Origin of the sequence: Microbacterium sp. PRF11 (assembly GCF_031844085.1) — a bacterium.
In the GTDB taxonomy this organism is placed as follows: Bacteria; Actinomycetota; Actinomycetes; order Actinomycetales; family Microbacteriaceae; genus Microbacterium.
Genome location: NZ_JAUZUP010000005.1, coordinates 235,788 through 256,203 on the forward strand (window position 1 = coordinate 235,788; position 20,416 = coordinate 256,203).

Consider the following 20,416-nt stretch of genomic DNA (forward strand, 5'->3'; position numbering starts at 1 on the left):
ACTCCGGTCGAAGTCTCAGGAAGGTCGCTGGTGGGCCCGTTCGAAGGCGCTGGCTGCGCGCCTAGACTGTCGTGGGTGCGGTTCGCGCGAGCGCTGCACCCGGACCCTTCGATTCTACAGGCAACACCCGCTCCCGGCATGGCAGGCCCGCTCTCCCGACAGCCCGGAGCGCCTCGACGCCAGGAAGCCGTGCGCATGCCCTCCGCCCCGTCCCCCACCGCCTCGTCCCGCGTCACCGCCCCGCTGCGCCGCATCGTCGCGTGGCTGCCGACCGACGTCGACCGCCGGGTGCGCGTGTTCGCGTGGTTGTCGTTCGTCGCCGAGGTGCTCATCATCGGCACCGGCGGCGCCGTCCGCCTCACCGGATCGGGCCTCGGATGCCCCACGTGGCCGCGCTGCACGCCCGACTCGCTCGTCAACACCCCCGAGATGGGCATCCACGGGATCATCGAGTTCGGCAACCGTACGCTGACGGGTCTGGTCGGCATCCTCGCCCTGGCCGTCGTCGTACTCGTCTGGCGCATGCGTCACGAGCGCCGGGTGCTCTTCGTCCTCTCCCTCGTGGTGCTCGTGGGCATCGTCGCTCAGGCGGTGGTCGGCGGGATCACCGTCCTGACCGGACTGAACCCCTTCATCGTCGGGTTCCACTACATCGCGTCGGTGTCCCTCGTCGCCGTGTGCGCCGCTTTCCTCGTGCTGATGAACCAGCCGGCCGGGCCCCGAACGCTCGCCGTGCCGCGCTGGTTCGCCGGTCTCGTCCACGCGACGACCGGTGTACTCGCGCTGACGATCGTGTTCGGCGTGCTCACCACGGGCGCCGGCCCGCACTCGGGCGACGAGGACGCGATCCGCAGCGGCTTCGACGCCCAGGTGCTCGAGCACGTGCACGCCTGGCCCGGCTACGCCCTGTTCGTCCTCACGCTCGCCGTCGTCGTCGTCGCCTGGCGTCGCCGCCTGGCGGTGCGCCGCTGGGCGATGGCACTCCTCGCCGTCGAGCTCGTGCAGATCGCCGTCGGCCTCTACCAGGCGCGCAACGGCCTGCCCGAGCTCGCCGTGGGGACGCACATGGTGCTGGCCGCCCTGGCCGCGGCGACCATGACCGTGGTGGTGCTGCGCCTGAAGCAGCCTCAGGTCGCGTCGCGGCGGCACACACAGCGCGAGACGGCCGCCGTACGCGGCTGACCGCCGGCGCGCGGGGGCCCGCCGCGACCCCCTTATACGCTCATAGGCGATTCATCGGCGACCCCTACACAGCGCACCGGCGCGTGGGTCATCGTTGATCGTGGCATTCCCGTGCCCGACGTCCCGTCGCCCCCGCTTCGGGACCCGCCGCCCGACAACCCCCTGTCGGAACGACAAGGAGTACTCCCCATGAAAACTCGTCCCCGCCTGGTGACCAGCATCCCGTTCTGGGTGCTCGTCGTCGCATCCCTGGCCGCCATCGCCGGCGGACTCGCGATCGTCCTGAACGGGATCGACGCGATGGAGCAGGTGCTCAACGATCCCAACGCCACCGTCGTCCAGGTCTACGTCGGCCAGTCGTGGGTCGTGGTCGGCGCCGCCGTGCTCGGAGCCGGTGCCGTCGGCATCGTCGCCGTGCTGTCCCTCGCCGCCGCCACCACACTGACCCGTCGAGCGGATGTGTCGGTCGAGACGATCGACTGGACCAGCGACGACGAGACGGCCCCCGAGACCGCCGCCGCCCCGTTCGCTCCCACCGCCACCGCCACGCCCCTCGCGGTGGAGGATGCCGACATCGAGACGCCGTCGACCGCCACCGCTCCCCCGCAGGCGGCCTCGGCCGCTCGTCACGATGAGCCCCGCCTCGACGCCGGAGACGACTCCACGCGTCGCTGATCCCGTAGACGCGAAGGCGCCCGCTCCCGATCCGGGGGCGGGCGCTTCCGCGTCTTCGCGAGACGGGCCGACTGCGTACCGTGGAGGGATGTTCACACTGCGCACGACCCGGGAGGACGACTGGCCAGAGGTGCGGTCGTTCCGCATCGAGAACGCCACGGACAACCCCGTGTCGTGGACCGCGACCGTCGAAGAGACGCTGCTCATCCCCGACGACGGCTGGAAGATGCGCGCACGTCGCGGCGAACAACCGGACACGACGAGCGTGGCCGCCATCGCCGACGAGACGGGTCGGTGGCTCGGCATGATGTGCGCACAGGTCGGCGACGCACACGGCCCCGAGCCCGTGCTCACGGGCGTCTACGTGACCCCGGACGCACGGGGGCGCACCAACGGCGTCACCGACGCCCTGCTCGCCGCGGTCCTGGGCTGGGCGGCCACACGCGGACCGGTCCTCCGGCTCTGGGTGGCCGAGCGCGCCGCCCCCGCGCGGAAGTACTACACCCGGAACGGGTTCGTCTCGACCGGGCGCACCCAGGCGCTCCGGGTCCTCGGGCGCCGTTCGCTCCCCGAGGACGGCGGCCTCATGGAGATGAGCCGCTCCCTCTTCACCGACGCACCCCGCGCGGACGCCGAGCCCTGATCGCCGCGGCGCCGGCTCGCTGGGACAAGCCGGGAGCCGACATCCGGAACGAGAAAGCGCCCACCCCGAGACCGGGACGGGCGCTTTCTGACATCGGTCAGAACGGCAGCAGCGGGTCGACCGCGATCGCGACGAACAGCAGCGTGAGGTACGTGATCGAGGCGTGGAACACGCGCATCGGACGGGGCTCACCGCCGCGCACGGCACGGCTGTAGAGACGGTGCGACTCGTAGATGAACCAGCCGCCGAACACCAGCGCCGATACCGAGTAGACCAGCCCCATGGATGCCACCGGGATGAGCAGCAACGAGCACGCCACCGTGGCCCACGCGTAGAGGATGACCTGCAGGCCCACCTGCGAACCGCTGCGCGTCGCACCGAGCATGGGCACGTCGACCTCGTCGTACTGGGCGGCATACTTCATCGACAGCGGCCAGTAGTGCGGCGGCGTCCACAGGAACACCAGGGCGAACAGGATGAACGGCGCCCACGAGAGCGAGCCCGTCACCGCCGACCAGCCGATCAGCACCGGGAAGCAGCCCGCGATGCCGCCCCACACGATGTTCTGCTCGGTGCGTCGCTTGAGGATCATCGTGTAGATGACCACGTAGAAGAAGATCGCGGCCGCCGACAGACCGGCGGCGAGCGGGTTGGTGAACAGCAGCAGCCAGACCGTCGACACCACCGCGAGCGTCCAGGCGAAGGTCAGCGCACCACGCGGCGACACCTCACCCGTCACGAGGGGACGGTTCTCGGTGCGCTGCATGTGCGCATCGATATCGCGATCGAGGTACATGTTGAACGCCGCGGCGGAACCGGCGCTGAGCGACCCGCCGATCACGGTGGCGAAGATGAGCCACAGGTTCGGAAGACCGCCCTGAGCGAGGATCATCACCGGAACAGTGGTGACCAGCAGCAGCTCGAGGACACGGGGCTTCGTCAGAGCGACGTAGGCCCGAAGGGTCCGTCCGACGGAGCGGCGATCGGTCGTCGCAATGACGTGCGACGTCGTCGAGATGTCCATCGTCCCCCGGGGTAGCGCGTATATATCCCTCCGATTCTACGTCATGCCCACCACACGACCGGCCGACTGTCGACCCCCGTCACGAACGGCAATCGAGTCGGCCGTTCTCGCTATGCTGGCGAAGAACGCGCGCCCCGCGCCGACACCCCACCCCCCTCTCGCCCCTACGGCGATGAGCGCGGACGTCGACCGTGAACCGGGCGCAGTATCGAGAAAGGCACCGTGTTGTCGGACTTCGAATGGGATGAGATCGATCGGCGCGCGGTGGACACCGCTCGCATTCTGGCGGCGGACGCCGTAGAGAAGGTGGGCAACGGCCACCCCGGAACGGCGATGTCGCTGGCCCCCGCCGCCTACCTGCTCTATCAGCGCGTGCTCCGCCACGACCCGGCCGACACGCACTGGCCCGGACGCGACCGCTTCATCCTCTCGGCGGGGCACTCCTCGCTGACCCAGTACGTCCAGCTCTACCTCGGCGGCTTCGGCCTCGAGAAGAAGGACCTCGAGGCGCTGCGCACGTGGGGCTCGCTGACCCCCGGCCACCCCGAGTACGGTCACACCGACGGCGTCGAGATCACCACCGGCCCGCTCGGTCAGGGTCTGGCCTCGTCGGTGGGCTTCGCGTACGCCGCCCGCTACGAGCGCGGCCTGTTCGACCCCGAGTCGCCCGCCGGTGAGAGCCCGTTCGACCACTACGTCTACGTCATCGCCGGCGACGGCGACCTTCAGGAAGGCGTCACCAGCGAGGCCTCCTCGCTGGCCGGTCACCAGGAGCTCGGCAACCTCATCGCCATCTACGACTCCAACCAGATCTCCATCGAGGACGACACCAACGTCGCCTTCACCGAGGACGTGCAGAAGCGCTACGAGTCCTACGGTTGGCACGTCCAGACGGTCGACTGGAAGAAGACCGGCGAGTACGTCGAAGACGTCGCCGAGCTGCACGCCGCGATCGAGGCGGCCAAGGGCGAAACGAGCAAGCCCTCGCTCATCATCCTCAAGACGATCATCGGCTGGCCGTCGCCCGGCAAGCAGAACTCCGGCAAGATCCACGGCTCCGCCCTGGGCGCCGACGAGCTGAAGGCCACGAAGGAGGTGCTCGGCTTCGACCCCGAGCAGCACTTCGCCGTCGCCGACGACGTCATCGCCCACACCCGCAAGCTCGTCGAGCGCGGCGAGGCCGAGAAGGCCGAGTGGCAGCAGAAGTTCGACGCGTGGGCCGAGGCCCACCCCGAGCGCAAGCAGCTGTGGGACCGCCTCCAGGCGCGCGAGCTGCCCGCCGACATCGCCGAGGCCCTGCCCGCGTTCGAGGCCGGCAAGGACGTCTCGACCCGCGCCGCCTCCGGAACGGTCATCAACGCCCTCGCCGCCGAGCTCCCCGAGCTCTGGGGCGGTTCGGCCGACCTCGCCGAGTCCAACCTGACGACGATCAAGGATGCCAAGTCCTTCATCCCCTCGTCGTGGTCGACGCACGAGTGGTCGGGCGACCCCTACGGCCGCGTGCTGCACTTCGGCATCCGCGAGCACGCGATGGGCGCGATCCTCAACGGCATCGTCCTGCACGGACCCACCCGCCCGTTCGGCGGCACCTTCCTCATCTTCAGCGACTACATGCGCCCGCCGGTGCGTCTGGCCGCGCTCATGAACATCCCCACGATCTTCGTGTGGACGCACGACTCCGTGGCGCTGGGCGAGGACGGCCCCACGCACCAGCCGATCGAGCAGCTCGCGACCCTGCGCGCCATCCCGAACTTCGCCCTCGTGCGTCCCGCGGACGCCAACGAGACCAGCGTCGTCTGGCTCGAGCTGCTGCGCCGCACCGCCGGTCCCGCCGGTATCGCGCTGACCCGTCAGAACATCCCCGTCTTCGCCCGCGGCGAGGGTGCGGCATCCGGTGACGAGTTCGCGTCGGCCGAAGGCGCCGTCAAGGGTGCGTACGTTCTCGCCGAGGCGGCGAACGGCGAGCCCGACGTCATCCTCATCGCCACCGGCTCCGAGGTGCAGCTCGCGGTCGAGGCGCGCGAGAAGCTCGCCGCCGAGGGCGTGCACGCCCGCGTCGTGTCGGCCCCCTCGCTGGAGTGGTTCGCCGAGCAGGACGAGGCCTACCGCGAGTCGGTGCTGCCGGCGTCGGTGAAGGCGCGCGTGTCGGTCGAGGCCGGCTCCGCCCTCAGCTGGGCCGGGATCGTCGGCGACGCCGGCCGTTCGGTCGCGATCGACCACTTCGGTGCGTCCGCCGACTACAAGACCCTGTTCCAGAAGTTCGGCATCACCACCGAAGCCGTCGTGTCGGCCGCGCACGAGACCATCGCCGCGGCGAAGAAGTAACCCGAGGAGAACCAGAGATATGAGCACTCCCACCGCAGACCTCGCCGCTCAGGGCGTCAGCATCTGGCTCGACGACCTGTCGCGTCAGCGCATCCAGTCCGGCAACCTCGCCGAGCTGATCGAGAAGCGCAACGTCTCGGGCGTCACGACCAACCCGACCATCTTTGCCGGCGCCCTGTCGAAGGGCGAGGCGTACGAGGATCAGGTCAAGGAGCTCGCCGCGCAGGACGCGAGCGTCGATGAGGCGATCTTCTCGATCACCACCGACGACGTGCGCGACGCGTGCGACATCTTCCTCCCCGTGTTCGAGGCCACCGACGGCGTCGACGGCCGCGTCTCGATCGAGGTGTCCCCCGACCTCGCTCACGACACCGAGGGCACCGTCGCTCAGGCGAAAGACCTGTCGGCCCGCGTCGACCGCAAGAACGTCCTCATCAAGATCCCCGCGACGAAGGCGGGCCTGCCCGCCATCACCGAGGTCATCGGTGCGGGCATCTCGGTCAACGTCACCCTCATCTTCAGCCTGGAGCGCTACGAAGAGGTCATCGACGCCTACCTCGCCGGTGTCGAGAAGGCGAAGGCCGCGGGCCACGACATCTCGACCCTGCAGTCGGTGGCGTCGTTCTTCGTCTCGCGCGTCGACACCGAGATCGACAAGCGCCTCGCCGCGATCGGCACCGACGAGGCCGCCGACCTCAAGGGCAAGGCGGGCATCGCCAACGCACGCCTCGCGTACGAGCTGTACGAGAAGAAGTTCGCCGAGCCGCGCGCGAAGGAGCTGCTGGATGCCGGTGCCACCGTGCAGCGTCCCCTGTGGGCCTCGACCGGCGTCAAGGACCCGGCCCTGCCCGACACGCTCTACGTGACCGAGCTGGTGGCTCCGGGCACCGTCAACACGATGCCCGAGAAGACCCTCGAGGCCACGTTCGACCACGGCGAGATCACCGGCGACACCGTCACCGGCGCGTACGCCGAGGCGCACGAGGTGTTCGACCGTCTCGCCGCCGTCGGCGTGGACGTCGCCGACGCGACCCAGACGCTCGAAGACGAGGGCGTCGAGAAGTTCATCGCCTCGTGGCACGAGCTGCAGGACACCGTCAAGACCGCCCTCGACGCCGGAAGCGCCCAGGCGGCGCAGTGAGCTTCGCGGTCAAGGTCACGGGCCACGTCAAGTCGGTCGTCGACGCCGAGCTCCCGGCGCTGACCGGATCGCTCGTGGCGTCCGGCATCACCGCCGGCGACGCGAGCCTGTGGGGCGCGGCCGCTGAAGACGAGGCATCCCGTCGGCTCGGGTGGGTGCGGGCGGTGTCCGTCTCGCGCCCGCTCGTGCCCGAGATCACCGCCCTGCGCGACGAACTCGTCGCGCAGGGCGTGACCCGCGTCGTGCTCGCGGGCATGGGCGGTTCCTCGCTCGCGCCCGAGGTCATCGCGCAGTCGGCCGGTGTGCCGCTGGTCATCCTCGACTCCACGGCCCCCGGTCAGGTGCTCGCCGCGATCGACGGCGACGCCGAGTCGGGTGGTCTCGCGCAGACTGTGCTCGTCGTGTCGAGCAAGTCGGGGTCGACGATCGAGACCGACTCCGCCAAGCGCGCGTTTGAGGCCGCCTACCGCGACCTCGGCATCGATCCGGCCGGGCGCATCGTGGTGGTCACCGACCCGGGCTCCCCGCTCGAGGCCGCGGCCCGTGCCGACGGCTACCGCGTGTTCCTCGCCGATCCCACGGTCGGCGGCCGGTACTCGGCGCTCACCGCGTTCGGCCTCGTCCCGGCGGGGCTCGCCGGCGTCGACATCGACGACCTCCTCGACGAGGCGGACGCCACGCTCCTCGAGGTCGCGATCGACTCCCCCGAGAACCCGGCGCTCGTTCTGGCGGCGGCGATCGCGGGCGGCGGCGATCACCGCCGCGACAAGCTCGGGCTCGTCACCGACGGCACGCACCTGATCGGCCTGCCCGACTGGATCGAGCAGCTCATCGCCGAGTCCACGGGCAAGCAGGGCACCGGCATCCTCCCGGTCGTGCTGCTGCCCGTCTCCCCCGAACTCGAGACGAAGCCCGGTGACCTGCAGGTCGTCCGGTTCGTCGACGACGCCGACGCGTTCCACCTCTTCGAGCGACACACCGGCGAGGTGCTGGTGAGCGGCTCGCTCGGCGCGCAGTTCGTCGTGTGGGAGTACGCCACGGCGATCGCGGGTCGACTGCTGGGAATCGACCCCTTCGACCAGCCCGATGTCGAGTCGGCGAAGGAGGCAACGCGCGGTCTCCTCGACGCGCAGCCCGCCCCCACCGCCCCGGCGTTCGTCGCCGAGGGCGTCGAGGTCCGTGTGTCCGATCCGGCCCTCGCGGCCGACGGGACGGTCGCGGGCGTGCTCGCGGCACTGTGGCGCACCGTCCCCTCCGACGGGTACGTCAGCATCCAGGCCTACGTGAACCGGCTCGACCTCGCCCAGCTCGCGGGACTGCGCGAACTGGTCGCGGCCGACTCCGGCCGGCCCGCGACCTTCGGGTGGGGACCGCGGTTCCTGCACTCGACCGGTCAGTACCACAAGGGAGGTCCCGCCACCGGCGTGTTCCTCCAGATCCTCGAACGCACCGACGTCGACCTCGAGATCCCCGGTCGACCGTTCACGTTCGGACAACTCATCCAGGCACAGGCCGCGGGAGACGCGAGCGTACTGGCGGAGGGCCACGGCCGCCCCGTCGTCACGCTGACGCTGACCGACCCGCAGGTCGAGGTGCTCTCACTCTTCGAGGCGGCGCAGTAAGCATGGTCGTAGAGATCACTCCGGGTCACAATCCGTTGCGCGATCCCGAGGATCGCCGTTTGAGCCGGATCGCCGGGCCCAGCGCCCTGGTGATCTTCGGCGTCACCGGCGACCTCTCGCGCAAGAAACTCATGCCGGCGGTCTACGACCTCGCCAACCGCGGCCTGCTGCCCCCGGGCTTCGCGCTCGTCGGCTTCGCCCGGCGCGACTGGGAGGACCAGGACTTCGCGAAGGTCGTCTACGAATCGGTCAAGCAGTACGCGCGCACCGAGTTCCGCGAAGAGACCTGGAAGGAGCTCCTCGAGGGCATCCGCTTCGTGCAGGGGGAGTTCGACGACCCCGAGGCGTTCCTCCGCTTGCGCGAGACCGTCGACAAGCTCGACACCGAGCGCGGCACGATGGGCAACCACGCCTACTACCTGTCGATCCCGCCGAAGGCCTTCCCACTGGTCACGACGCAGCTCAAGGCATCGGGGCTGGTCGGGGACGAGTCCGACGGCGTCAAGGGATGGCGCCGCGTCGTCATCGAGAAGCCGTTCGGGCACGATCTCGCCTCGGCGCGCGAGCTGAACGAGGTCGTCGAGAGCGCCTTCCCGGCCGACTCGATCTTCCGCATCGACCACTACCTCGGCAAAGAGACCGTGCAGAACATCCTCGCGTTGCGCTTCGCGAACGAGCTGTACGAGCCGATCTGGAACCGCAACTACGTCGACCACGTGCAGATCACGATGGCGGAGGACATCGGGGTGGGTGGCCGGGCCGGCTACTACGACGGCATCGGCGCGGCACGCGACGTCATCCAGAACCACCTGCTGCAGCTGCTCGCTCTCACCGCGATGGAGGAGCCGATCAGCTTCAACGCCGCCGATCTGCGCGCCGAGAAAGAGAAGGTGCTTGCGGCGGTCCGCCTGCCCGAGAACCTCGCCGAGGCGACCGCTCGCGGGCAGTACGCCGGTGGCTGGCAGGGCGGCGAAGAGGTGCTGGGCTTCCTCGAGGAAGACGGCATGAACCCCGAGTCGGTCACCGAGACCTACGCGGCGATCAAGCTCGAGATCAACACGCGCCGCTGGTCGGGCGTGCCGTTCTACGTCCGCAGCGGGAAGCGTCTGGGACGCCGGGTCACCGAGGTCGCCGTGGTGTTCAAGCGCGCTCCGCAGCAGCTGTTCTCGCAGAGCCAGACGCAGGAGCTCGGGCAGAACGCGCTCGTCATCCGCGTGCAGCCCGACGAGGGCGTCACGATCCGCTTCGGGTCGAAGGTCCCCGGCGACGGCACGCAGGTGCGCGACGTCACCATGGACTTCGGCTACGGCCACGCCTTCACCGAGGCGAGCCCCGAGGCCTACGAGCGACTCATCCTCGACGTGCTGCTGGGCGACCCACCGCTGTTCCCCCGTCACGAAGAGGTGGAGCTCAGCTGGAAGATCCTCGACCCCATCGAGGAGTTCTGGGCCGCCGAGGGCGGTCCGCTCGAACAGTACTCGCCCGGGTCGTGGGGTCCGGCATCCGCCGACGAACTCCTCGCCCGCGACGGCCGCACCTGGAGGCGCCCGTGATCATCGACCTGCCCGACACCACTGTCAGCGCGATCTCGAAGAAGCTCGTCAGCGTTCGCGAAGAGGGCGGCGCCGTCGCCCTCGGCCGCGTGCTGACGCTCATCATCGTCACCCATCACGGGGCCGAGGAAGAGGTCATCGAGGCCGCCAACGACGCGTCCCGCGAGCACCCGATGCGCGTCATCGCGGTACTGTTCGGCGACGAGGACGAAGAGCCGCGCCTCGACGCGCAGATCCGCGTCGGCGGTGACGCCGGCGCCAGCGAGGTCGTGGTGCTGCGCGCCCACGGTGCCGCCGGTTCCAACGCCGAGAGCCTGGTGACCGGCCTGCTGCTGCCGGACGCCCCGGTCGTGGCGTGGTGGCCGGCCACCGCGCCGGCCGATCCCTCCCGCTCGGCCATCGGCCGCATCGCCCAGCGTCGCATCACCGATGCCTCCTCGCAGGCCGATCCTGCGGCCTGGGTCGCGCAGCTCGGGGAGCACTACTCCCCCGGCGACACAGACTTCGCCTGGACCCGCGTCACCCGCTGGCGGGAGCAGCTCGCGGCGGTGCTCGATCAGCCTCCGTACGAGCCGGTCACGGCCATCGAGGTGCGCGGAGCATCCGACTCGCCGTCCACGGCCCTGCTCGCGGCCTGGCTCGGCATGAAGCTCGACGCCCACGTCGACTACGCGTACCTCCCCGCCGACGAGTGGACCAGCGGCATCAAGTCGGTGCGCCTGACGCGAGCCAGCGGCGACACGCTCCTCGAGCGTCCCGAGGCGGGGGTGGCGGTGCTCACCCAGCCGGGTCAGCCCACGCACGACCTGGCGTTCCCGCGTCGCACCCTCCGCGAGTGCCTCGCCGAGGAGCTGCGCCGCCTCGACCCCGACCTGCTCTACGGTCGCGTGATCACCGAGGGGCACGACCTCCTGCTCGCCGCGAGCGAGAAGGACGCGTCATGACCGACAACGGCGCGGCCAAGCAGGTCATCATCAAGCCGGATGCTGACACCCTCGCGGCGTACGTCGCGACGCGGTTCGTGAACCGCATCGTCAAGCGCGTGGCCGAGGGCAAGCGCATGCACGTGTGCCTCACGGGCGGCACGATGGGCGGCGCGGTCCTGCGCACGGCGGCGCGCGACGAACGTCTCGCGCAGATCGACTGGTCGCTCGTGCACTTCTGGTTCGGCGACGAGCGGTTTGTGCCGCGCGACTCCGACGACCGGAACGAGAAGCAGGCCCGCGAGGCTCTGCTCGACCACCTCGACATCCCGGCCGAGAACATCCACACCGTCGCCTCGAGCGAGGACGGACTCGACCTCGATGCCGCAGCGATCGCCTACGCCGACGAGTTGGCGCAGTTCGCGCCCTCGGACCGCAGCGAGACGGGGCCCTGGCCGGCGTTCGACATCTGCTTCCTGGGTGTGGGTCCCGACGCGCACATCGCCTCGCTGTTCCCCGACCGCCCGGAGATCTCGGTGACCGACCGGGCCACGGTGCCGGTGCGCAACTCCCCCAAGCCGCCGAGCGACCGCGTGTCGTTGACGCGACCGGTGATCAACTCCTCCAAGCGCGTGTGGATGGTCGTCGCGGGGGCCGACAAGGCGGCCGCCCTCGGTCTCGCCCTCGCGGGTGCGAGCTACCAGAGCGTCCCCGCGGCGGGAGCAAAGGGCCGGCGGCGCACGGCGTTCTTCGTCGACGAGGTCGCCGCCGATCAGGTTCCGCCGCAGCTCATCGACCGCGAGTACTGAGCGCCCTTCCGAAGGCCGGATGCCGATGGCATCCGGCCTTCGTCGTTCCCGCGGAAGCCACAGGAAGTACCCCCTTGCCCTGGGGACGACGGCGGCTTACCGTACGACTGGGGGGCATCCTGGGTCCGGCGGGGGTTGAGACCACCACCGGCGCCGACGCAGTTGGGAGCGTTCGGATGCCATTGCTTGGTCGTGTTCGTGAAATAGGGGTCGCCGAGAGGGTCATCGAGTCGCGCAGTGTGTCCGCGTGCCTGTTCGTGGGGGAACCGGGCAGCGGCAAGACCGCGTTGCTGCGGGAGATCGCACGCCGCCACGACACCGTGGCGGTATCGGCGAGCCCGAACGAGCGACTGTGGCCGTTGTCGGGGTTGTCGGCGGTGGCCGCGGGTCTGGGAGCCGCGCGCGGTGCCGCGATCGACGCGGTGCTGACGCGCGGACGCGACTGGCCCGAGCACCTGCTCGCCGACGAGCTGCGTCGGATGCTGCTCCTGGTGGTCGACGAGCCGGAGCTGCTCGTCATCGATGATCTCGACGAGATGGACAGCGCGAGCATCACCGTCCTGTCCTACGTCTTCGGTCGCCTGCGCGGCACCGGGCTGAGCGTGGTGGCGTCCGTCGGCGCCCTCGACGGACGGCACGATTTCGCCGGGATGATCCATGAGCGCGTCGGCCGGCTCGACTTCGACGAGACCGTCGAGGTGGCGCGCGCGGTCCTCGGCCCGGTCGCCGTCCCCGCCGTGCTGCAGATCGTCGCCGAGGAGACGGCGGGCGATCCGGGCATCCTCACTCGAGTGCGCCTGACCGCGCCCGAGGCGGCGGGCGACGAACCGCTCCCCGTCCCGCTGCGGCTCGTCGACGCCACAGGTCGGCGCCGGCGGAGCGTCCAGGCGGTCGCGGATGCGCGCGCCGGGGCCGTGCTGGACCTGCTGTCGGTCGGTCCGGTCTACGGCTTCGAGCCGCTGCGGGCGACCGCGTCAGAGCTGGGCGTCGACATCGATGGACTCATCGACGCGGGGCTGGTCGCGGTGCACGGCGAACTGGCCCGCATCGCGGACCCGGCGCTGCGGCTCCGCCGCCATGCGGCCCTCGGCCTCGACGAACGACGCCGGCTGCACGAACGGGCAGCCGGCGATCACGCGGCCCGGTTCCCTGCCACCTACGAGTGGCATCGCAGCTTCCTCGACCCGACCGGCGACCGTCGCCGACTCCTCGTCGCGGCGGTCGACCTGGCCGACCACGGCGAGCCCCTCGCCGCGGTCGAGTTCGCCGAACGCGCCATCGCCGGCCACCTCGGCGTCGCAGAGCGGGGTCGTCTGCTCGTGGAGCTGGGCGAGGCGCTCGTGCTGCAGTGCCAGCCCGTCCTCGGTCGTCATTACCTGCGCCGCGCGGGCGTCCTCGCCGAGCCGGTCGTGCGTGCCCGCGCCGCCCTGGGCAACCTCCGCGCGGTCGCCGCCGTCGCCCACGTGGTCGACGACTCGGTCCTCCGCGAGCACGACGACGTCGACCCGCGCTCCCTCGAGCGCCTGCTCGCCGAGAACGGCCGGCAGCACCTGCTCCGGGCGGATCTGCCCCGGACGATGGATGCCGTCTCCTTGGCGATCGAACGGGGCGTCGCGGGTCGCGAGACGGCACTGCTGGCCCGGCTGGTGGAGGAGTTCGGTGTCGACCCCGTGCTGCCGCTGACCATCGACGTGGGCGTCGGGGAAGCGGCATCCGGATGCTCGACCTCGAACGAGGAAGGGGTGATGATCGTCGCCCTCGCCCTGCTGCGCGAGGAGTACGCCGAGGTGCGTCACCGCGTGCGCTCGATGCTCGACTGCTCGCCACGGCCGGCGCCCCTGTGGCGCGACTACCTGCTGTGGCTGCTGCTGGCTGCCGAGGTGCGCGCCGGCGACCCGGTCGCCGCTCGCGAGGCCGTGGCGGCATGGCAGCACGAACGGGTGCCGGGGCGCACGCCGGACGCGTCCACGATGATGCTCTTCGCCGGTGCGGCCGCGCTGGACCCCCTCGACGGACGCGCGGACGACCTGGTGCGCCGCGGCCGAGAACTGTGCCGCCGCGAGGGCACGCCCACCCTGCTGCCCTGGTTCGACACGATCGACGGCGGTCTCGCCCTCGCCGAGGGACGCTACGACGACGCGATCGCCCATCTCCGGGCGGCCCGCGACGCCGCCGTCTACAACGACCCCTCCCTGCTGCGCGTCGACGCCGATCTCGTCGAGGCGCTGTGGTTGAGCGGTCGTCGCGCAGAGGCCCGACGCGAGCTGACGCGCTTCGAGGAGGCGGCGGAGCGCTACCCCCGACGCTGGACCGCCCTGGCTCTCGCCCGCGCCCGGGCGGTGTGCCGCAGCGACGCAGACGGCGAGGCCGCGTTCCGCGAGGCGGAGGCGGTCACCCGTACCGACGACGCCCCCGCCGAGCGCCGACGCCTGGCCGCCTCTCGCGAGCGCTGCCTGCCCGCGGCCGAACGAACGCCCGCGCGCGTCCCGGCGCGACCGGCGCCGCGCGGACGCACGCTGACCCCGCAGGAGCAGGAGGTGGTGGCCCTGGTCGGCCAAGGCCTGCGCAACCGCGAGATCGCCGCCGCGCTCTACGTCTCGCTGCGCACGGTTGAGCTGCGTCTCACCGGCATCTACCGCAAGCTTGGGGTCGCCTCGCGCGTGCACCTCGTCGCGTTGCTGCACGGGGCGCCGACAGCGTGACCCCGGGGCGCGCCCGGCGACGCGTTCCCGCCCGCGGCGTCGGTCCGCCCGCCCGGAGCCTTACGCCGGCGACAGCGCGCGCCGGCGGTCGGGGCTCTTCCACCGGCCGTCCGAGGGGCGACCGAGCGCCGCGCGCAAGGCGCGCAGGCACAGCAGCGCGTCCCAGACCCGCATCAACGGGAACAGGAGCATCCACGCGCGAGGGCGGATGCGGCCGACCGCGCACACGAACGCCGTCATCACGGCATCCACCAGGACGAACCCGAGCAGCAGCGGCCCCACCGGGAGGGCGGTCGCGATCGCGTGCGCCGTCTGCGCGACTTCGCCCGGCACCGACACCGCCACCGCGGCGGCCAGGCCCGACACCACGAGAGCGGGGAGCACCGCCGCCAGGACGAGGCTCGACACGATCGTCTCCACCGCGAACACCCCCACCGACGCCGCGAACACCCCGGGACGAAGACGGTGACGGCGCACCGTCTGCCAGAAGCCCAGGCTCCACCGCCGCATCTGCGAGGAGTAGTCGCGCAGGATCGCGGGATCCTGCGTCTCGGCGATGGCGCACTCGGGGTGGAAGGCGATGCGCCCCAGACCCTTCGCGTGCACCTCGAAGGTCATGTTGAAGTCCTCGATCGACAGCCCCGGCGCATCGATGTCGATGCGGTCGAGGATGTCCGTGCGGTACAGGCTCGCGAAGCCGGGCACGATGGCGACCGCGTCGGCCGCGGGCGCGGCCTGACCGAACTTGTGGAGGTACTGCGTGCAGACGTACGTCCGCTCGCGATACGTCGTGAGGAAGCGCCCGAGGGGCGTGTCCGGCGCGTCCGGGGCGGTCGTGGCGCGTCCCGCGACGGCGACCACCGTGTCGTCCGTGAACAGCGGCAGTCCCGTGCGCAGGTAGTCCGGCCTCGGACGCGAATCGGCGTCGAGCAGGAGCAGCAGCGGGAAGCGCTCCGGGATGCGGAAGTGCTCCAGTGCCGCGCGGATCGCCCCCGCCTTGCCACGGTTGGGGACGAGATCCCAGGCCTGCGCCCCCGCCTCGCGCGCACGGCCGGCGGTGTCGTCGCTCGAACCGTCCGAGACGACGAACACGTTCGTCGCCGGGACGAGACGGCGAGCGGCGTGCACCGCGTCGGCGATCACGAGCTGCTCGTCGTGCGCCGCGATCAGCACCGCGACCTCGTCGGCGCGGTAGTACATCGACGGCGTCAGGAGGGCATCACCCGGGCGGCCCTCGACAGCGAGGCGGGCGAGGGCGGCCGCCCCCCACACGAGGGTGGACAGGCCCACCGTGCACACCGCGACGAGGAGGACGCCGAGCAGGTTCAGGACGGCGTTCGGGTCGGAAGTCACGCGACGACCGTACGCGTCACGACACCGCGCGATGCGCTCGGGAACCGCAATTGCGGTTGCGGTTCACCGCAACTCGACGTGCGGTTCGCGGCATCCCGCACGATCGTCGCGCCATCCTTGACCGCCCCGGACGGCGCCGTCCAGTGTGAACCCCGGATCCGCACCGCACCCGATCCGGTCGGTCCCCGCCCGCACCACCCGAAGAGTCGCAGGCGCCATCGCCGGCGCCGCCCCGACCCCGCAGCTGGAGGAACACCCATGTCCACAATCGATGTCCGGGACGACGTGATCGCCGCGCCGTTCCCCCCGACGACCACCGACCGTCCGACGTTCGACTTCGACGTCGCGATCGTCGGCCTCGGCTACGTCGGCCTTCCCACGGCGCTGGCGTACCACGCGAGCGGTTCCCGCGTCCTCGCGCTCGACGTCTCGTCGCGACGGCTGCGCGAGATCGCCGCCCGAGGCGCCGACCTCATCGACTCCGACCGCGTCCGCCTTGACACCGCCCTGCGCACGCCCGCCGGCTTCCGCCTCACCGGCGATGTGACGGAGCTCGGCCGCGCCGCCGCGATCGTGGTGTGCGTGCCCACCCCCGTGGACCACCAGCAGGTCCCCGACCTCGCCCCGCTCCGGGCGGCGTGCGCCACCGTCGTCGCCGCCGCCCGGCCCGGGCAGCTCGTCATGCTCACCTCCACCACCTACGTCGGCTGCACGCACGACCTCGTCGAGCACCCCCTGCGCGAGCGGGGCTTCGAGATCGGCCGCGACGTGTTCGTCACCTTCAGCGCCGAGCGCATCGACCCCGGCAATGTGGGCTTCGCCCAGGAGGTCGTCCCCCGCGTCGTCGGCGGAGCCACCCCCCAGTGCGAGGAGGAGGGGGCGCTGCTGCTCTCGCGCTACGCCGCCCGCGTGCATCGGGTGTCGAGCCTGGCCACGGCCGAGATGACGAAGCTGCTCGAGAACACCTTCCGCGCCGTCAACATCGCGCTGGCCAACGAGTTCGCCGACATCTGCGGCGCGCTCGACGTCCCCGTCACCGAGGTGATCGAGGCCGCGAGCACGAAGCCGTACGGCTTCATGGCGTTCTACCCGGGTCCGGGCGTCGGCGGCCACTGCATCCCCTGCGATCCGCATTACCTGCTGTGGCAGCTGAAGGCGCTGCACGTGGATGCCGGTGTGATCACCGAGGCGATGACGCGCATCGCAGCGCGACCCCGGCGCGTCGTGGAGCGCATCCGCGACGTCCTCGGTCGGGCGGGCAAGGGCACGCTCGGCGCCCGCATCCTCGTCGTGGGCGTGACCTACAAGCCCGACGTCGCCGATCTGCGGGAGTCCCCCGCGCTGGAGATCATCGACCTCCTCATCGAGACCGGCGCCGAGGTGCAGTACGTCGACACCCACGCGCCGCACATCCACCTCGACTCCGGCCGCGAGCGCGATTCGCTCGCCGACCCGGGCGCCTTCCACCCGGACGTCGTCCTCGTGCACACCCGTCACCACGACGCCGATCTGGCCTGGCTCGACGACGACGCGGTCGTCGTCGACGGCACCTACCGCAGCACCGACATCGCCGGACGGGTGCTGCTGTGAGCGGGGTCGCGGTGTACCCGGGCCATGGTCACGGCATGAAGACCCTCGTCACGGGCGGAGCAGGTTTCGTCGGCAGCCACCTCGTCGAATACCTCCTGGAGCGCGGCGACGAGGTCGTGGTCCTCGACGACCTCTCCACCGGATCGACGCGCAACCTCGCCGGTGTCGCCGACCACCCGCGCCTGGAGATGATCCACGGCTCGATCCTCAACCCGCAGACCGTGGCGCAGGCCATGCGCACCTGCGACCGCGTGTTCCATCTCGCGGCGGCGGTCGGGGTCAAGCTCATCGTCGAGCAGCCCCTGCGCGGACTGCGCATCAACATCCACGGGACCGAGAACGTCCTCACCGCCGCCATCGAAGAGCAGGCGTCGGTGCTGCTGGTGTCCACCAGCGAGGTGTACGGCAAGAACACCGCGGACCGTCTGCGCGAGGACAGCGACCGCATCCTCGGCGACCCGCTGCTCTCGCGCTGGACGTACGCCGGCGCGAAGGGCATCGACGAAGCCTTCGCGAAGGCTTACCACGATCAGGAGGGGCTGGAGGTGTCGATCGTCCGCCTGTTCAACACGGTCGGCCCGCGGCAGACCGGCCGCTACGGCATGGTCCTGCCCAACCTCGTCGGGCAGGCCCTGCGGGGCGCACCCCTCACCGTGTTCGGCGACGGCCTGCAGACGCGGTGCTTCTCCGCCGTCGACGACGTCGTCCCCGCCATGGTCGACATCGAGCGGGATCCGCGCTCCCGCGGCCAGGCTTACAACCTCGGCGGCGCTCGCGAGATCTCCATCCTCGACCTCGCCTGCGAGATCATCCGAACCCTCGACAGTCGCAGCGAGATCGAGCTGGTCCCGTACGAGCAGGCGTACGCGCCGGGCTTCGAGGATATGCGTCGCCGCGTGCCCGACAACACCAAGGCGCGCGATCTCGTCGGTTACGAACCGCGCACGCCCCTGACGACGACCATCATGCGCGTCGCCGCCGACCTTCTCGCCCGCGAGCGTCTCGGCTCCGACGCGATGCCGCTGGCCGGCGCGTTCCGGGGGGTCAACTGATGTGCGGCATCACCGCGTACCGCGGCCCGACGGCGGCGGCCGGTCGGGCCCGGGTGGCCTTGGAGCGGCTCGAGTACCGGGGATACGACTCGGCCGGAATCGCCGCGCGCCGCGCCGACGGCACGTCGCTGCACGTGCGCACCGTCGACGGCGTCGCGTCGCTGTCCGGTCCCCTCGAGGCGAGGGGAATGGATGCCACCACCGCGGCGATCGGCCACACCCGCTGGGCCACCCACGGCGGCGTGACCGAGCAGAACGCCCATCCGATCGAGGACTGCAGCGGCCGGCTCTTCGTCGTGCACAACGGCATCATCGAGAACGCCGACGTGCTGCGCGCCGACCTGCTCGCCGCCGGACACCGCTTCGCCACCGAGGTCGACAGCGAGGTCATCGTGCACCTCCTCGAGCAGGCGCTGCGCCCGGGCCGCGGACTGGGCGACGCGCTCGCCGAGGCGGTCCGCCCGCTCGAGGGGTCGTGGGCGATCGTCGCGCTCGACACCCGATCGGGGGCGCTGGCCGGCACGGCGCACGGCTCGCCGCTCATCTACGCCGACGCCGGCGACGGCATGTACCTCGCCAGCGACGTCGGGGCGGTGGCGCCGATGATCGACGACTTCCGCGTGCTCGAGGACGACGACGTCGTCCAGCTCGACGGCGACGGTCTCCGCTGGCACCGCGCGGACGGGAGTTCCCGGCCGCGCGGGCGATGGCCGGTGCCGCAGACGGCACTCCTGGCCAGCACCGGCCGGCACCGCGACCACATGGGCAACGAGATCGACGAGCAGCCCGCCGTCGCGCGCCGCGTGATCGACGCCCTCGCGCCGGGCATCAGTGACGGACGGCTCTGGCGCGGACTGGGGCTGCCCCCGCTCGACGGCATCGACCACGTCGCCGTCCTCGGGTGCGGCACGTCGCTCAACGCGGGTCGGGCCATCGCCGGGGCGTTCGGGCGCCTCGGGGCCATGCCCACCCGGTCCCTCATCGCCAGCGAGGCCGGGCACGAGGTCTGGGAGCCCCGCACCCTCGTGATCGCGATCAGCCAGTCCGGTGAGACCGCCGACATCCTGCGCGCTCTCGAGCGCCTGCCGCGCGACGGTGGACCGGTCCTCGCCCTGACGAACAACGCCTCCTCCTCGCTCGCGCGTCGCGCCGACGCCGTGATCGACTGCCTCGCCGGCCCCGAGATCGGTGTCGCCGCGACGAAGACCTTCATCGCCCAGGTGCTCACGGGCGTGTGCGTGGCCCTGTCGGGACTGTCGACGACGGGACGGGTCGACCCGAACCTCTTCGCCTCGGAGCTGCGGGCGCTCACCGCGACGCCCGACGCCCTCGCCGCGGCGCTCGAGACCTGGCGCCCGACCATGACGGCGCTGGCGAGCGACTTCTCCCGGGCGTCGGGTTTCCTGTTCCTCGGTCGAGGCGGCGGGCTCGTCTACGCCGCGGAGGGGGCGCTGAAGCTGAAGGAGCTGTCCTACCGATGGGCGGAGCACCAGCCCGCCGGGGAGTTGAAGCACGGTCCTCTCGCCCTGGTGGATGCCGGCACCCCCGTCTTCGTGATCGACGACGGCGACCCGCGGCTCGAGGTCGACATCGCGGAGGTCACCGCCCGCGGCGGCCGTGTGGTCCGCATCGGCGAACGCGTGCTGCGTGTCGGCGGACTGCCCTTGCACCTGCCGCGCAGGGGACCCTCGTGGGGACCGTTGGAGACGGTCGTCCCGCTGCAGATGTTCGCCCGGGAGCTGGCGCTGCGCCTGCACCGCGACGTCGACAAGCCCCGCAACCTCGCCAAGTCGGTGACGGTCTCATGACACCGACCGTCCCG

General features: G+C 71.3%; 15 protein-coding genes. 13 read left to right on the forward strand and 2 right to left on the reverse strand.

From position 1 onward, the window contains the following. The first annotated feature begins 195 nt into the window (after window positions 1–195). From Q9R20_RS14780 to Q9R20_RS14790, 3 genes are all read left to right on the forward strand, one after another. Window positions 196–1,182 (forward strand): COX15/CtaA family protein, encoded by a 987-nt coding sequence (locus Q9R20_RS14780; RefSeq protein WP_311250040.1) that lies wholly within the window; start codon window positions 196–198, stop codon window positions 1,180–1,182. Between the two features lie 189 nt (window positions 1,183–1,371). After that, the gene (locus Q9R20_RS14785) at window positions 1,372–1,857 is read left to right on the forward strand and encodes a hypothetical protein (protein ID WP_311250041.1); all 486 of its coding nucleotides are present in this window, start codon (window positions 1,372–1,374) and stop codon (window positions 1,855–1,857) included. Between the two features lie 88 nt (window positions 1,858–1,945). Further along, window positions 1,946–2,500 carry a GNAT family N-acetyltransferase gene (locus Q9R20_RS14790; protein ID WP_311250042.1) on the forward strand — a complete coding sequence of 185 codons (555 nt, stop codon included), beginning with the start codon at window positions 1,946–1,948 and terminating at the stop codon, window positions 2,498–2,500. A gap of 97 nt (window positions 2,501–2,597) precedes the next feature. Here Q9R20_RS14790 and Q9R20_RS14795 read toward each other — a convergent pair whose 3' ends face one another. Further along, complete coding sequence (locus Q9R20_RS14795) at window positions 2,598–3,524, reverse strand: heme o synthase (RefSeq protein ID WP_311250043.1); 927 nt, start codon at window positions 3,522–3,524, stop codon at window positions 2,598–2,600. Between the two features lie 225 nt (window positions 3,525–3,749). Between Q9R20_RS14795 and tkt the strand changes: the two genes are divergently transcribed. The 7 genes from tkt (at window position 3,750) to Q9R20_RS14830 (ending at window position 14,599) form a co-directional block, all read left to right on the forward strand. Next, window positions 3,750–5,849, forward strand: a complete 2,100-nt coding sequence (gene tkt / locus Q9R20_RS14800; protein ID WP_311250081.1) for a transketolase — start codon at window positions 3,750–3,752, stop codon at window positions 5,847–5,849. A gap of 19 nt (window positions 5,850–5,868) precedes the next feature. After that, the gene (gene tal / locus Q9R20_RS14805; RefSeq protein ID WP_311250044.1) at window positions 5,869–6,990 is read left to right on the forward strand and encodes a transaldolase; all 1,122 of its coding nucleotides are present in this window, start codon (window positions 5,869–5,871) and stop codon (window positions 6,988–6,990) included. Then, on the forward strand, window positions 6,987–8,612 hold the full coding sequence (locus Q9R20_RS14810; RefSeq protein WP_311250045.1) for a glucose-6-phosphate isomerase: 1,626 nt from the start codon (window positions 6,987–6,989) through the stop codon (window positions 8,610–8,612). The genes tal and Q9R20_RS14810 overlap by 4 nt, the downstream gene beginning before the upstream one ends. 2 nt (window positions 8,613–8,614) lie before the next feature. After that, window positions 8,615–10,165 carry a glucose-6-phosphate dehydrogenase gene (gene zwf, locus Q9R20_RS14815; protein WP_311250046.1) on the forward strand — a complete coding sequence of 517 codons (1,551 nt, stop codon included), beginning with the start codon at window positions 8,615–8,617 and terminating at the stop codon, window positions 10,163–10,165. Further along, a complete protein-coding gene (locus Q9R20_RS14820) occupies window positions 10,162–11,109 on the forward strand; it encodes a glucose-6-phosphate dehydrogenase assembly protein OpcA (protein WP_311250047.1) in 948 nt (315 codons plus the stop codon). Before zwf ends, Q9R20_RS14820 begins: the two co-directional genes overlap by 4 nt. Next, the gene (gene pgl, locus Q9R20_RS14825; RefSeq protein WP_311250048.1) at window positions 11,106–11,897 is read left to right on the forward strand and encodes a 6-phosphogluconolactonase; all 792 of its coding nucleotides are present in this window, start codon (window positions 11,106–11,108) and stop codon (window positions 11,895–11,897) included. The genes Q9R20_RS14820 and pgl overlap by 4 nt, the downstream gene beginning before the upstream one ends. Window positions 11,898–12,073: 176 nt before the next feature. Then, window positions 12,074–14,599 carry a LuxR family transcriptional regulator gene (locus Q9R20_RS14830; protein ID WP_311250049.1) on the forward strand — a complete coding sequence of 842 codons (2,526 nt, stop codon included), beginning with the start codon at window positions 12,074–12,076 and terminating at the stop codon, window positions 14,597–14,599. 60 nt (window positions 14,600–14,659) lie between these two features. On the opposite strand, the gene Q9R20_RS14835 is transcribed toward Q9R20_RS14830, so the two are convergent. Beyond that, a complete protein-coding gene (locus tag Q9R20_RS14835) occupies window positions 14,660–15,952 on the reverse strand; it encodes a glycosyltransferase family 2 protein (RefSeq protein WP_311250050.1) in 1,293 nt (430 codons plus the stop codon). A 258-nt stretch (window positions 15,953–16,210) separates the two neighbouring features. Here Q9R20_RS14835 and Q9R20_RS14840 point away from each other — a divergent pair, with 258 nt between their 5' ends. From Q9R20_RS14840 to glmS, 3 genes are read left to right on the forward strand one after another with little or no spacing between them, the layout of a single operon-like run. Then, window positions 16,211–17,542 (forward strand): nucleotide sugar dehydrogenase, encoded by a 1,332-nt coding sequence (locus tag Q9R20_RS14840; RefSeq protein ID WP_311250051.1) that lies wholly within the window; start codon window positions 16,211–16,213, stop codon window positions 17,540–17,542. Window positions 17,543–17,577: 35 nt separating this feature from the next. Next, window positions 17,578–18,594, forward strand: a complete 1,017-nt coding sequence (locus tag Q9R20_RS14845) for a GDP-mannose 4,6-dehydratase (RefSeq protein WP_311250052.1) — start codon at window positions 17,578–17,580, stop codon at window positions 18,592–18,594. Next, on the forward strand, window positions 18,594–20,402 hold the full coding sequence (gene glmS / locus Q9R20_RS14850) for a glutamine--fructose-6-phosphate transaminase (isomerizing) (protein WP_311250053.1): 1,809 nt from the start codon (window positions 18,594–18,596) through the stop codon (window positions 20,400–20,402). Before Q9R20_RS14845 ends, glmS begins: the two co-directional genes overlap by 1 nt. The last annotated feature ends 14 nt before the right edge of the window (window positions 20,403–20,416 follow it).

Excerpts from the sequence above, each read along its gene's own strand:
- Q9R20_RS14780 (WP_311250040.1), top strand. The coding sequence starts at position 196 with ATGCCCTCCGCCCCGTCCCCCACCGCCTCGTCCCGCGTCACCGCCCCG.
- Q9R20_RS14785 (WP_311250041.1), top strand. The coding sequence starts at position 1,372 with ATGAAAACTCGTCCCCGCCTGGTGACCAGCATCCCGTTCTGGGTGCTC.
- Q9R20_RS14790 (WP_311250042.1), top strand. The coding sequence starts at position 1,946 with ATGTTCACACTGCGCACGACCCGGGAGGACGACTGGCCAGAGGTGCGG.
- Q9R20_RS14795 (WP_311250043.1), bottom strand. The coding sequence starts at position 3,524 with ATGGACATCTCGACGACGTCGCACGTCATTGCGACGACCGATCGCCGC.
- tal (WP_311250044.1), top strand. The coding sequence starts at position 5,869 with ATGAGCACTCCCACCGCAGACCTCGCCGCTCAGGGCGTCAGCATCTGG.
- zwf (WP_311250046.1), top strand. The coding sequence starts at position 8,615 with ATGGTCGTAGAGATCACTCCGGGTCACAATCCGTTGCGCGATCCCGAG.
- pgl (WP_311250048.1), top strand. The coding sequence starts at position 11,106 with ATGACCGACAACGGCGCGGCCAAGCAGGTCATCATCAAGCCGGATGCT.
- Q9R20_RS14830 (WP_311250049.1), top strand. The coding sequence starts at position 12,074 with ATGCCATTGCTTGGTCGTGTTCGTGAAATAGGGGTCGCCGAGAGGGTC.
- Q9R20_RS14840 (WP_311250051.1), top strand. The coding sequence starts at position 16,211 with ATGTCCACAATCGATGTCCGGGACGACGTGATCGCCGCGCCGTTCCCC.
- Q9R20_RS14845 (WP_311250052.1), top strand. The coding sequence starts at position 17,578 with ATGAAGACCCTCGTCACGGGCGGAGCAGGTTTCGTCGGCAGCCACCTC.
- glmS (WP_311250053.1), top strand. The coding sequence starts at position 18,594 with ATGTGCGGCATCACCGCGTACCGCGGCCCGACGGCGGCGGCCGGTCGG.